Source organism: Gemmobacter sp. LW-1, from assembly GCF_001303875.1.
In the GTDB taxonomy this organism is placed as follows: domain Bacteria; phylum Pseudomonadota; class Alphaproteobacteria; order Rhodobacterales; family Rhodobacteraceae; genus Gemmobacter; species Gemmobacter caeni.
On record NZ_LJSC01000048.1, the window covers coordinates 58,163 to 71,559 of the forward strand.

General features: G+C 64.3%; 12 protein-coding genes. 2 read left to right on the forward strand and 10 right to left on the reverse strand.

Annotated elements, in window-relative coordinates; genetic code table 11:
• Both AO684_RS22310 and AO684_RS13765 read right to left on the reverse strand, forming a co-directional pair.
• A partial coding sequence (locus AO684_RS22310; RefSeq protein WP_235451289.1) for an enoyl-CoA hydratase/isomerase family protein occupies window positions 1–656 on the reverse strand: 656 nt, incomplete at its 3' end.
• Window positions 649–2,289, reverse strand: a complete 1,641-nt coding sequence (locus tag AO684_RS13765; RefSeq protein ID WP_054303358.1) for a GMC family oxidoreductase — start codon at window positions 2,287–2,289, stop codon at window positions 649–651. The genes AO684_RS13765 and AO684_RS22310, both read right to left, overlap by 8 nt.
• Window positions 2,290–2,455: 166 nt before the next feature.
• Here AO684_RS13765 and AO684_RS13770 point away from each other — a divergent pair, with 166 nt between their 5' ends.
• Window positions 2,456–3,358, forward strand: coding sequence for a LysR family transcriptional regulator (locus AO684_RS13770; protein ID WP_054303325.1), 903 nt, complete (start codon window positions 2,456–2,458; stop codon window positions 3,356–3,358).
• A 4-nt stretch (window positions 3,359–3,362) separates the two neighbouring features.
• On the opposite strand, the gene AO684_RS13775 is transcribed toward AO684_RS13770, so the two are convergent.
• The 8 genes from AO684_RS13775 to AO684_RS13810 form a co-directional block, all read right to left on the reverse strand.
• Window positions 3,363–4,502: an iron-containing alcohol dehydrogenase gene (locus AO684_RS13775; protein WP_152968429.1), complete on the reverse strand. Its 1,140-nt coding sequence runs from the start codon at window positions 4,500–4,502 to the stop codon at window positions 3,363–3,365.
• Window positions 4,503–4,516: 14 nt separating this feature from the next.
• The gene (gene urtE, locus AO684_RS13780) at window positions 4,517–5,212 is read right to left on the reverse strand and encodes an urea ABC transporter ATP-binding subunit UrtE (protein WP_054303326.1); all 696 of its coding nucleotides are present in this window, start codon (window positions 5,210–5,212) and stop codon (window positions 4,517–4,519) included.
• Entirely contained in the window at window positions 5,206–5,961 is a 756-nt protein-coding gene (urtD, locus tag AO684_RS13785) for an urea ABC transporter ATP-binding protein UrtD (RefSeq protein WP_054303327.1), read from the reverse strand. Before urtD ends, urtE begins: the two co-directional genes overlap by 7 nt.
• Window positions 5,958–7,085 (reverse strand): urea ABC transporter permease subunit UrtC, encoded by a 1,128-nt coding sequence (gene urtC / locus AO684_RS13790; protein WP_054303328.1) that lies wholly within the window; start codon window positions 7,083–7,085, stop codon window positions 5,958–5,960. Before urtC ends, urtD begins: the two co-directional genes overlap by 4 nt.
• Before the next feature lie 3 nt (window positions 7,086–7,088).
• Entirely contained in the window at window positions 7,089–7,982 is an 894-nt protein-coding gene (gene urtB / locus AO684_RS13795) for an urea ABC transporter permease subunit UrtB (RefSeq protein ID WP_054303329.1), read from the reverse strand.
• 64 nt (window positions 7,983–8,046) lie between these two features.
• Window positions 8,047–9,291, reverse strand: a complete 1,245-nt coding sequence (locus AO684_RS13800) for a transporter substrate-binding domain-containing protein (RefSeq protein WP_054303330.1) — start codon at window positions 9,289–9,291, stop codon at window positions 8,047–8,049.
• 214 nt (window positions 9,292–9,505) lie between these two features.
• A complete protein-coding gene (locus AO684_RS13805) occupies window positions 9,506–10,153 on the reverse strand; it encodes an ANTAR domain-containing response regulator (protein WP_082400995.1) in 648 nt (215 codons plus the stop codon).
• Window positions 10,154–10,161: 8 nt separating this feature from the next.
• Entirely contained in the window at window positions 10,162–11,325 is a 1,164-nt protein-coding gene (locus AO684_RS13810; protein ID WP_054303331.1) for a transporter substrate-binding domain-containing protein, read from the reverse strand.
• A gap of 507 nt (window positions 11,326–11,832) precedes the next feature.
• Between AO684_RS13810 and AO684_RS13815 the strand changes: the two genes are divergently transcribed.
• Entirely contained in the window at window positions 11,833–13,371 is a 1,539-nt protein-coding gene (locus AO684_RS13815; RefSeq protein ID WP_054303332.1) for an amidase, read from the forward strand.
• Window positions 13,372–13,397: the final 26 nt, after the last annotated feature.

Below are 13,397 nucleotides of genomic sequence, written 5' to 3' on the forward strand. Positions count from 1 at the left end.
TCCGAGTCCGGCGCTCTGCCCTTAGGCAACACCGCCGGATCGCCGCTTTCCGCAAGCCACTCGATCAGGCCGGGCCAGTCGGCCTGCGGCAGCAGAAGATCGGCAAAGCCGCAATAGATCGCATCGCCGGGCGTCATGCGCGCGCCGGTCAGGCCCAGATACAGACCCGTCCGCCCCGGCGACCGGGCCAGAAGCGCGCTGGCGCCGACATCAGGCACCAGGCCGATCCGGGTTTCAGGCATAGCCATCTGCGTGGTCTCGCCCAGGATCCGGTGGCTGGCATGGCCGCCGATCCCGATCCCGCCGCCCATCGTATAGCCCTGCATAAAGGCGATGATCGGTTTCGGATACAGAGCGATCAGCGCATTCATCCGGTATTCGTCGCGGAAGAAATCGCGGCCAAAGGTGAAATCGCCCGCCTGCGCTGCCCTGACCACCGCGACCACATCCCCGCCAGCGGAAAAGGCACGATCACCCGCCGCATCGAAGATCACCAGCGCCACCGCCGGATCCGCCCGCCAGGCGTCAAGCGCGGCCAGGATCGCCAGGCACATCTCACGCGTCAGCGCGTTCAGCCGCGCCGGTCGGTTCAGCGTGATGCGCCCGGCACGGCCTTCGCGGCGGATCAGAACGGCGGGTTGGAACGGATCAGGCACGGGCATCTTCCAGCATCATCCTTGCGGCCTTTTCGGCGATCATGATGGTCGGGGAGTTGGTGTTGCCGCTGGTGATTGTCGGCATGACCGAGGCATCGGCGATCCGCAGCCGCCCCAGCGCACGCATCTTCAGCCGCCGATCGACGACCGAGCCGCCATCGCTGCCCATCCGGCAGGTGCCGGTCGGGTGGAAGATCGTGGTGCCGATATCGCCTGCCGCGCGGACCAGATCGTCGCGGCTGTCATAGGCCGGGCCGGGGCGAAACTCTTCCGGGCGGAAGCGGGCAAAGGCCGGTTGCGCGGCGATCTGCCGGGTCAGCCGGATCGAGCGCGCCGCCACCTCGCGGTCGCCCTCGGTCGACAGGTAATTCGGGCGGATCGCGGGTGCGCTGCGGAAATCGCCGCTTTTCACATGCACCGAACCGCGGCTTTCGGGCCGCAGATTGCAGACGCTGGCGGTGATCGCCGGGAAAGGATGCACCGGGTCGCCGAATTTATCCAGACTGACCGGCTGCACATGCCATTCCAGATCGGCACTGGCCTTTTCCGGGCCCGAGCGGGTGAAGATCCCCAGCTGGCTGGGCGCCATCGCCATCGGGCCCGAGCGTTTCAGCAGATATTCCAGCCCGATCACGGCCTTGCCGAACAGGCTTGAGGCTTTTTCGTTCAGTGTCGGCACGCCATGCACCTTGTAGACCAGGCGCAGTTGCAGATGATCCTGCAGGTTCTCGCCGATCCCGGGCACCTCTTTGACCGGCGCGATCCCCGCTGCGGCCAGCACCTCACCCCGGCCGATGCCCGACAGTTCCAACAGCTGCGGCGAGCCGATGGCACCGGCCGACAGCACCGTTTCACGCAGCGCCCGCGCCTCCTTGCGGCTGCCCTGATGGTGGAAGACGACGCCCCTCACCTCGCCTTCCTCGATGATCAGCCGTTCGGCCTGAGCGCCGGTCAGCACCCGGAGATTGGGCCGCCCCACTGCCGGGCGCAGGAAGGCTTTCGTGGTGTTCCAGCGGACGCCGCGACGCTGGTTGACCTCGAAATATCCCGCGCCCTCATTGTCGCCGCCGTTGAAATCGTCATTGCGCGGGATGCCAAATTCCAGCGCCGCATCGCGAAACGCATCCAGCACCTCCCAGTGCAGCCGCGCCTTCTCCACCCGCCATTCGCCGCCCGCGCCATGCAGCGCGCTGGCGCCAAGATGGTAATCCTCCTGCGCGCGGAACAGCGGCAGCACATCCTCCCAGCCCCAGCCGGTGCAGCCCGCCTGCGCCCAGCCGTCATAGTCCTGCGCCTGGCCCCGCATATAGATCATGCCATTGATCGACGAACAGCCGCCCAGCACCCGCCCGCGCGGGTACAGCAGCGACCGGCCGTTCAGCCCCGGTTCTTCCTCGGTGCGGAAACGCCAATCGGTGCGCGGGTTGTTGATGCAGTAGAGATACCCCACCGGAATATGGATCCAGGCGTAATTGTCACGGCCGCCCGCTTCCAGCAGCAGAACCCGGGTTTTCGGATCGGCCGAAAGCCGGTTCGCCAGCACGCAGCCCGCGCTGCCCGCCCCGATCACGATGTAATCATAGCTTTCCACTGACACCCCCTTCTCGCTGCCCAGCCCCAGCGCGGCCTGCATCGGGTCGCATCCCTGCAAGGGAAGCGGCCGCAGCCGAAGCTTCGATATGTTCATAATTGTTCAGGCCCTCCTCCGGACCGTCTTAGGAAAATGCGTCAGGATTTCTTTTCGGACAAGCCATTCAGGCTGATTGATTTCTCACAGGATGTGTACGAAAACGAACAGCATGACGCAGTTCAACTGGGACGACATGCAGTTCTTCCTGGCCCTGGCCCGGGATGGCCAGCTTAGCGGGGCCGCGCGCCAGCTTGGGTCATCGCATGTCACGGTGGCGCGGCGGATAGACCGGCTGGAGGCCGCGCTGCGCCAGCGCCTGTTCGAACGCTCGGCCCGAGGGTATGAGTTGACGGCCAGCGGCCGGCGTCTGGTCGAAACGGCTGAGCGGATGGAAGAAGCCTCGGGCGGGGTCATTCCCGGCGCGGGGCCGGGCCAGGGCCTGACCGGCAATCTGCGCCTTGCCGTGCCCGAAGGCTTTTCCAACTTCTTCAGCGAACATATGCTGGCGGCCTTCACCGCGCGGTTTCCCGATCTGTCGCTGGAACTGATCACTCTGACCCAGGTGATCTCGCTGTCGCGGCGCGAGGCAGATTTGACCGTGACATTGGACCCGGTGACGCGCGGGGGCTATCGCTCCGAGCGGCTGGCCGATTATCAGCTAAGGATTTATGCGGCCAAATCCTATATGGCCGCGCAAGAGCCGATCCGTTCGCGGGCCGATCTGCTGAAGCATCGCTTCCTGGGCTATATCGAGGAAATGCTCTTCGCCACCGGCCTCGACTATCTGGGCGAGGTGCATCCCGGCCTGCGACCCGCCTTCAAGAGCTCCAGCATCTACAGCCAGATGATCGCTGTGCGGCAGGGCAATGGCCTGAGTGTCCTGCCCTGCTACATGACCAAAGCCTGCCCCGATCTGGTGCCGGTTCTGCCCGACGAGATTGCGCTGACGCGCACCTACTGGCTGACCTGCCATCGCGACACGCGGCAGATGCGGCGCGAACGGGCGGTGATCAGCTTCCTCACGGAAGAAATCCTCCGCCACACCGATCTCTTGCTGGACCCCGCAGTCTGAACGCTCAAAACGCCGCGCGATACAGCGCCAGCGCGTCGGATTCGGTCACCGGAACCGGGTTGTTGCCCAGAAGTCGGGTCTGCAGCATGGCATCCGCAGCAAGAACAGGCAGACTTTCGGCACTGACGCCCACATCGCGCAGCCGGCGCGGCGCGCCGGAGCGGTCCATCAACGCCTCCATGCCGGCAATGAAATCCGTGGCCGCAGCGCCAAAGCCCAGAAGCGCACCCAGTTCGGCATAAAGCGGTGCTGCGGCGGGCAGGTTGTGACGCAGGACCGGCCCCAGCATGAGCGCATTGGTCAGCCCATGCGGCAGGTGATAGCGGCCCCCCAAGGGATAGGCCAGCGCATGCACCGCGCCGACCGGGCTGTTGGCAAAGGCCTTGCCGGCGAGGCAGGCACCATACAGCATCGCCTCGCGCGCAGGGCGGTTCTGCCCATCGGTGCAGGCGGTCACAAGGTTCGCGGCCAGCAGCCGCAGGGCCTCGCGCGCATAAAGATCGGAGAGCGGGTTCTTCTTGTGCCGCGAAGTATAAGCCTCGATCGCGTGGACCATCGCGTCGATGCCGGTGGCGGCGGTCTGGCCCGGCGGCAGGCCCAGAGTCAGCGCGGCATCCAGCAGCACCAGATCGGCATAAAGCTGCGGAGCAACGACGCCCATCTTGGTGGTCTCACCCGTGGTCAGGATGGTGATATTGGTCACTTCCGACCCGGTTCCGGCGGTGGTGGGCACCTGAACCAGCGGAAGACGACCGCCCTGCACCTTGTCGATGCCGTAAAGCCCCGCCAGCGGCTGGTCACTGTGCAGCAGCACCGCGGCCAGCTTGGCGATATCGAGCGACGAGCCGCCGCCGAAGCCGATCACCAGATCGGCCCCTGCGGTCCGGCCCAGCGCCACACAATCGAGGGCCGCCGACTCCGGCGGATCGGCCACCGTGCCGTCGAAGACGCTGACCCGGAACCCCGCCTCTTCCAGCGTGGCCAGGGCTGGCGCGATCACCCCCAAACGCACCAGCGGCGCATCGGTGACCAGCAACGCCCGGCGCGCCGAAAAGCGCGCGGCCAGCAGGCCGCCCAATCGCCGGGCGCCGTCCCATTCGATCTTCAGGGCGCCGGGCGCGTCAAAGGTGAAATCCTGCATCATGGCCCTCGCCCGGTTCAGATCGTCATATGGCGGTCGACCACCGCGTCGGTCAGGCCCGAGATATCGCCGCCTTCCACCACCGCGCCCTTTTCCAGCATCGCAAAGCGCGAGGCGGCACGGCGCAGGAAGCCGATATTCTGCTCGACCAGGATCACCGTCAGGCCAAAGTCGCGGCTCATCCGCAGGATCACCTTCTCGATATCCTCGACGATCGAGGGCTGGATGCCTTCGTTCGGCTCGTCCAGAAGCACCACATCCGGCTCGGCCGCAAGCGCCCGGGCGATGGCCAGCTGCTGCTGCTGCCCGCCCGACAGAAGCCCGCCGCGCCGGTCCATGTTTTCCGCCAGATAGGGGAACAGTTCGGGCACGATCTCGGGCACGGCGCGCTTGCCCGCACGGTTGGCAAAGCCGCCCATCACGATGTTTTCGCGCACGGTGAAATCAGGGATGATGCCGCGCCCCTGCGGCACATAGGCAATCCCGGCGCGGGCGCGCATATGGGTGGGCGCCGCCGAGATGTCGCGCCCGCCCAGCCGCACCACGCCCTTGGCGCTGTCGGTCAGGCCCATGATGGTCTTCAGCAGCGTCGTCTTGCCGGTGCCGTTGCGCCCCGCAATGCCGGTGATCTTGCCCTCGGGCACCTCGAGGCTGATGCCATTCAGCGCCCGCGACCGTCCATACCAGCTTTCCAGATTGGTCAGGCTCAGCATGCGGAAATCTCCTGTGACCCCAGATAGGCGGCGCGCACGGCCGCATCGCTTTCGATCTCGGCCACGGTGCCTTCGGCCAGAACGCGCCCCAGATGCAGAACCGTGATCTTCTCGGCAATGTCGCGCACGAAAGCCATGTCATGCTCGACCACCAGCATGGTGTGATTGCCCTTCAGCCGGTTGATGATCGCGGCGGTCTTGCCGGTTTCGGCCTGGGTCATGCCGGCGGTGGGTTCGTCCAGCAGAATGACCTCGGGGCTTTGGATCATCAGCATGCCCAGTTCCAGCCATTGGATCTGGCCATGGCTCAGTGTGCCGGCCTCGGTCTTCATCTGGTCCGACAGGCCGACCAGCTCGATCACCTCGTCCACCCGCGCCCGGTCGGCCGCGCTGCGCCCGATGCGCAGATTCGAAAAGACGCCGGGATGGCGCGACTGCGCCACTTCGATATTCTGCCGCACCGTCAGCCCGGTGAAGATCGAGGGGATCTGGAACTTGCGCCCGATCCCGGCCCGCGCGATGCGATATTCGCGCAGGTTGGTGACATCGCGCCCATTCAGCAGCACCCGCCCCGCGGTTGACCGGGTGCGGCCGCTGATCAGATCCATCAGCGTGGTCTTGCCGGCGCCATTCGCGCCCAGAAGCACCCGCAACTCGCCCTTCGCCACCTTCAGCGACACGCCATCCACGGCGCGGAACCGTCCGAAGCTGACGCCCAGACCTTCGGTCTGCAATGCATAGACGGTCATTGCCGCACCTCTTGATTCACGGCCTCGGGGCGCTGCCGCCCGGTCAGCCGGCGCATCATGTCATGGGCAAAGCCGCCAAGACCCTGGGGCAGCCAGATCACCACCAGCACGAAGATCAGGCCGACGATCGCCTTCCAGGCCTCGACCAGGGCTTCGGTTTCCGAGGCCCGCGCCTCAAGCACGTTGATCAGGATCGCCCCGATACAGGCTCCCAGGATCGAGCCGCGCCCGCCCACGGCCGCCCAGACCACCATCGACACCGAGAAGGTCAGATCCAGGAACGAGGGCGAGGCGAATTCCGCCACCACCACATAAAGCATCCCCGCCAGCCCCGAGATCGCCGCCGAAACGGCGAAGAAGAAGGTCTGATAGGCCGGCACGTCATAGCCCAGATACAGCGCCCGGGTCTGGCTGTCGCGGGTGGCCTGCAGCACGGTGCCGGCGCGGGTCGCAACCAGAAGCCGTGCCAGCGTCAGCACCACGATCAGCGCGATGGTGATGACGTAATAGGTGGTCACCGCATAGGGATCGAGCTCGGTTCCGAACAGGTTGAAATAGCCCAGGTCGGTCAACCCGTTGAAGCCGTTGGTCACGGGCTGGGCATCGACCAGCAGAAGCCGCGCCAGCAGCACCAGCGCCAGGGTGATGATCGACACGAAGACGCCAGAGATCCGCTGGCCGAAGATCAGCTTGCCCAGCAGCGTCGCCACGATCACCGGCGCGATAATCGCCATCGCCACCCCGAACCATTGCGACTGGAACGGGATCCACAGCCAGGATCCGGGCGTGATGCAGCACAGATCGGTCGAGGCGCCGGGCTGCGCATTCCACAGCATGAAATCCGGTACCGGCTGGTCGGACCCCTGTTGCAGGCTGGTATAGCTCGCGAGCTTCAGCGGCATCGCCATCGCATAGGCGCCGAGACCGAAGAACAGGCCCTGCCCCAGGTTCAGCACCCCGGCATAGCCCCATGTCAGCGCGATGGCGGCGCCCAGCATGCCGAAGCACAGATATTTCGCCACCCGGTTCAGCCAGAAGTCATCGCCGGTCAGCGGCAGCGCCAGCAGGACGGCGAAGAACAGCAGATAGGCCCAGATGCGGTAATTGGTCAGAAGGGAAGTCATGCCTCAGCGCCCCTTGAAGCTGAACAGCCCGGCGGGCCGGAGAAGGATCACAAGGATCACCACCAGCAGGACCGAGGCCCGCCCGGCAATCTCGTTGAAGAAGATGGCAACCAGCGCGTTGATCTCGCCCAGGATGCCAGCGGCGGCCACCGTGCCCAACAGGCTGCCCACGCCCCCGGTCACGACGACCATGAAGCCGTCGACCACCATCGTCGCCCCCATGTCGGGCGAGACCGAGCGGAAGCCCGCCATCAGCACCCCCGCCACCCCGGCGAGGCCCGAGCCAAGCGCGAAGGTGATCGCATTGGTGGCCTTGACATCAATGCCGCAGGCGGCGGCCATTTGCGGATTGCGGATGATCGCGCGCACCTTCATCCCAAGTGGCGTGCGATAGAGGGTGAACCAGGTCAGCCCCGCCAGAACCAGCGTCACCAGCACGATGAAGACGCGATAGCTGTTCAGTTGCAGCCCGAACAGGCCCAGTGTGCCTTGCAGGAACTGCGGCACCGGCACGTTTTGCAGGCCCGAGCCCAGACCCTCGACATGGATGCCGAAAAAGCTCAGGCCGAATTCCAGCCGGATCGCCTGTTGCAACAGGATCGCGATGCCCCAGGTGGCCAGAAGCGTATCCAGAAGCCGCCCGTAAAGCCGCCGCACCACCAGGCGCTCCAGCCCATAACCAAGCGCGGCGGTGACAAGGAAGGCCAGCGGTATCGTCAGCAGCAGGTTGGTGCCCAGCCAGATATTGGACAGGACCGCGACATAGGCGCCGATCATGACCATCTCGCCATGGGCCATATTGATGATGCCCATGGCGCCATAGGTGACCGCAAGGCCCAGCGCCACGAGCAGAAGGATCGAGCTGAGGCTCAATCCGATGAACAGAGTATCGAACACAGGCGACCGGCCTTTCGCGGAGGGTGGCGGCCCGGGCAGGCATGACCCGCCCGGGCACGGCAGATCAGAGTTTCGAGCTGTCGAGACCGGCGGCGGTGCAGAACAGGTTTTCTGCCGTCTCGCCATAGCCGGAATACGGCAGCGGCTTGATCGGCTTGCCATAGCTGTCGACGATCTTGCTCTGGCCGTCGTCCTGCCACTGACCAATATTCGGGGTCACCCAGGTGTGGAGGTTGTCGGGATCAACCTTCACCGGGCCACCGGGCGCATCATATTCCTGCCCGCGGATATTCTCGCGGATACCGTCCGCCGAGAAATCCCCTGCCTTCTCAACGGCCTGTTTCCACAGGAACAGCTGGAAATAGGCCGCTTCCAGCGAGTGATAGGTGATCGCTTTGGGATCATTCACGAAGGCGCGGTAGCGCTCGATGAAACTGCGGTTTTCCGGCCGGTCGATCGACATGAAATAGGGGAAGGAGGTGTAGCTGCCCGCCGCATATTCCGGCCCCATCGCGGCGATCTCGATCTCCGAGGTCACCGTGGCGCAGATCGGCAACTCGGCATGGCTGAGGCCCTGATTGCGGAATTCGCGGTAGAAGGAAATGATCGAATCGCCCACCACATGCGACAGGACCACATCGGCGCCGGACTCCTTGATCTTGTTGACCATCACCGCCCATTCGGAATGGCCAAGCTCCAGATATTCATCTGCCACCCATTCGGCACCGCCCGCCTCGATCAGGCTTTTCGAGACCTTGGCCATCTCGCGCGGATAGACATAGTTCGAGCCGACGATGAAGAATTTCTTCTTGCCCAGCGTGTTGATGATCCAGGGAATGTAGTTCGAGAGCTGCTGGTTCGGCACTGCGCCAAGGTAAACGACATTGCGCGAGCATTCGAAGCCCTCGTAATGGGTCTGGTAGAACAGCATCGCATTGCGGCGTTCAAAGATCGGCAGCACCGCCTTGCGGCTGGCCGAGGTGTGGCAGCCAAACACGGTCTGCACCTTGTCTTTGATCACAAGCTTCTGCGCTTTTTCGGCGAAAGTTTTCGGGTCAGAGGCACCGTCTTCGACGATTACCTCGATCTGCTTGCCCAGCACGCCGCCGGATGCATTGATCTCGGAGGCCGCAAGTTGCACGGCGCTGGCCAGCATCTTCTCGACCACGGAAAGCCCGCCGGTCTGCGAGTAAAGCGCGCCGACCTGAATAGTCTCAGCGGCGCGGGCGCTGCGGATATAGCCCGGCATGGCCAGAGCGCCCGCCGAAACCGCAGCAGTGGTCAGAAACTGACGACGTTTCAGTGTCATTGTTTTTCCCTGTTGTTGGTGGCCATGCACAGGCAAAGGCCATGCCTGCGATGGGGTTTCTTATGCTGGAATTACGACCGACAGCGCTGTCGAAACAAAAAAGCCCGCCTCGCTCCTGCAGAACGATTGCGGGCTGCATTGCCTATGGAACGGTCAGCCTGAGGCGGACCGTGCGGAGGTGGCCGGACAAGCCGGGGACCATCCTGAAGCGAAGTTAATCCGATTCTTTCGGATCGGACAAGAAAATTTCTTCCCCCACAGAGGCAATACCTGCAATTTGGGTGTGAGCACCGGCGATGATATCCTGAGCCACCGCTTCAATCGCGATACGGCGGCTCATGGCTTCGGCACGCAGCTCACGATGGGCCTGGTCCTCGTCGATATTGCGGGTGGCCATCAGGATGGTCTTGGCGCGGCTGACCGCCTGTTCCCCCTTGACCTTGCGCTTGTAGCGGCGTGCATCGCGGGCAAGGTTCTGGGTCTGGGTCCAGATATTGCGGGCAATCGCCAGATTGGTCAGCAGACCGAAGGGCTTGATCGGCCGCCCGATCACCGCCATCGCGCCGCTCTCCAGCACCAGTTGCAGCGTGGCGGGGTTTTCATAGCTGACAATTGCCAGAAGCGTGGGCGCTGGATTTTCCATGGTGCGAAACAGACGCCGCAGCGCTTCGCGCTGGTCATCGACAATCGCCACCAGCAAAATATTCGTGCCCTTGGGCAGCTTTTCCGGCACCGGCCAGACCAGCTGCGGCATGCAGCCGATCCGCCGCAGATGGTCGGTCAGGGCCATGCCCTCCTCGTCCATCGGATGCAGGACGACGACCGAGAGATTGCGCAATTCCTTAAGGAAGGCGTAGCTCATCATGAACCTCAGAAGCGCGCGGCGCTGAACGGAAAAGCGATGGGGTCGGTGTCTTCGGGCAGGCCCGAGATCCGCACCAGATAGGGGTCGGGCGCCACACGCTCGGTGGGCTGGCTGACGATGTCATAGGGGCCCTGCTCGCGGATCCGGGCGACGCGCGGCCAGAGATGGGTGTGATTGGTCAGCCGGTCCACCCGCACCGCCCCCTGCGGCGCATCGACCTCGACCTCGTACAGCGCCGGCAGCAGCGCCTCGATCCCGTCTTCGCCTGCCAGAGCCAAAGCCGCGGCGTAGAGATGAACCGAGAAATAGGCGGCCTCGGCGGGGGCTGTGGCCGGGATCGGCCCGCCCGCTGCCAGCCGGAAGGCGCGGGCGAAGGCCAGCGCGGCAGGGATGCGCAGCGAATCGAAGAACGGCGCTGCGATCACATGGCCGTCAGCCACGCCGGGCGGCATCCGCGCCACATCCACTTCGCTGGTCGACTGGCTGGCGATCGGGCAGGTCTGCGGATCGAATCCCGCCTCGCGATAAGCGGTGTAGAAGGGGATGATCCCGTCGCCCACCACGGTGGAATAGATCATATCCGGCTTATGGTCGCGAATACGGTCGATGATCTGGGTCACATGTTTATGCTTCAGATCCAGCGGCACATAGATCTCGTCGACCACCTCCCCCCCGCGCGAGCGCAGCAGGTCCGAGACAATGCGGTTCGATTCGTAGGGATAGACGTAATCCGAGCCGACGAGGAACAGCCGGCGCCCGAAGCTGCGATGCAGATAATCGACCAGTGGCACCGAATTCTGGTTCGGTGCCGCGCCGGTATAGACGCAATGGCGCGAATATTCGAAGCCCTCATACAGGGTCGGATAGAACAGCAGCGCGTTGTAGGCCTCGATCTCGGGCAGCATCGCCTTGCGCGTGCTGGACATATGGCCGCCGAAAATTACCTGAATCCGCTCGTCGCGGCACAGCTCCTGAGCATGGCTGCGATAGAGCGCGGGCGTCGATTTCGGATCGCGGAAGACCGCGTGCAGCTTGCGCCCCAGCACGCCGCCCATCGCGTTGATCTCGGCGATGGCAAGCCGCGTCGCCGCCAGCTGATTGCGTTCGATCGCACCTGTCACGCCGCTTTGCGACATGATCACGCCGATCCTCCAGGGGTCGTCTGTCATGCACCCGTCCGAAACCCGGCCCGGCTCCTCCGGCCCGTAAAAAAACAAAAAAGCTCTCGCCCGAAATCAATCGGAAGAGAGCTGCCCTGCTCAAGGATAGGATCATCAAGACTGAAGCCGAGCCGCTTGTCAAACCCCATTGCAGCAGATTCCGGCGCTGGCGCAAGATGGTGACAAATTGCGGCAAATTCTGCCTTGACGACAGGCAGAAACGAGGATCACATCGGATTGATCGTTCGCTTGCGGCTTCTGTGGTCCCTTGGTTCCGCCCGCCGCCAGCGGCCACGATCCCGGCATGGTAATAGCGCCAGGCCGTCGGGCAAGGCTTTGCCACGCCCCGCCTGACAAGGATGTCAGAGTTTCACCCGCATCGACCGGAAGACGGTCTCGGCCAGGGCCATTGGGCCTGGCGGCCGATATCGCTCTGATCCTGCGCTTTCCCTTCACCGTCCCGCTCTGCCTCCCGGCAGAGCGTCAGCTGCGCTTTTTCGCGCGGAAAGGCCCGAAATGTCTACCAACGCTGAGACCCCGCAGATCGATCTTGGCACTTTGACGATCACCCAAGCGCAGGCCGCCTTCGCCGATGGCAGCCTGACCTCCGAGTCGCTGACCCGCGCGTCAATCGCGCAGATGAAGGCACTGAACGGCAAGTATAATGCGGTGATCTTCGAATGCGACGACGCGCTGGATGTCGCGCGCGACATCGACCGCCGCCGCGCTGCGGGGGAAAAGCTCGGCCCGATGGCGGGGATTCCGGTGGTGATCAAGGACACGGTCGATATGGTCGGCTATCCCTCGACCGCAGGTTGGCGGCTTCTGTATTCCGGCACCGGCGGCGTCGATCTGATGCCCGAACGCGATGCGCCGGTGGCGGCGCGGATGAAGGCGGCGGGGGCGGTGATTCTGGGCAAGACCAATGTGCCGATCCTCAGCTGGACCGGCACCCATGCCAATGACAGTTGGGCCGGCCCGACGCTGAACGTGGTGCGGGAAGATCGCGCCCCCGGCGGCTCCAGCGCCGGCACCGCCAGCGCCGTTGCCGCGCATTTCTGCCTGACGGGCCTCGCCGAAGAAACCGGCGGCTCGATCCAGAACCCTGCCTCGGCCCAGGGGCTGGTGGGGATCAAGGCGACGATTGGCATGGTACCGAATGCTGGCGTCGTGCCGCTGTCGGGCAATCGCGATATGGTGGGCCCAATCGCGCGCACGGTGGAAGATGCGGCGATCTGCCTGGACGCGATTGCGGGCTTCACCACCGAAGACCCCAAGACACTGGCTTCGGTTGGCCATATCCCGCAGGGCGGTTTCGCGGCCAACCTGTCGAAGGACGGGCTGAAGGGCAAGCGCATCGGTCTCTATGGCCCGGGCTGGCGCAAGGATGTGCTCTCGCCCGAGACGGCGGCGCTGTATGAGCGTGCGAAAGCCGAACTGGCGGCCGCGGGGGCGGTTCTGGTCGAAGACCCGTTCTCGGGCACCGATTTCAACACGCATCGCCAGATCACCCCCGGTACGCCCTTCTTCGACGGGCGCGGGCTGGAATCGCTTCCCTACGATATCAGCTGCTATCTGAAGCGTCTGGGTCCCGATGCCGCACTGAAGACCTGGGAAGACTTCGTCGAGGCGACCAAGGCCGAAGATCCCTTCGCCAAGGGCGCGATCCTGGGCTATCTGCACGAACTGCCCGATTTCGCCGCAGTGCTGAAATCGCCCGCGACGCCGCCCGCGATGCCGCAATTTACTGCGTTGAAAGACACCTATCTGCGGCTGCTGCGCGAGGTCTTCACTCGTCACGATCTGGACGCGCTGGCCTATCCGCAGATGCTTGAGGAACTGCCGGGCCTGCATTCCGGCGATGCGATCCGCGAAACGACGGTGGGCGAGTTGAACATCGCCGGCATCCCCGGAATCACGGTTCCAGCGGGCTACTACGCCTCGGGTGCGCCGTTCGAGCTGATCTTCCTGGCTCAGCAATGGGACGATGCGGCGATCATCAACATGGCCTATGCCTACGAACAGGCGACGCTGCACCGCAAACCGGCGGTCTGACGCAGGCCATCTGTGAAAACGTATAT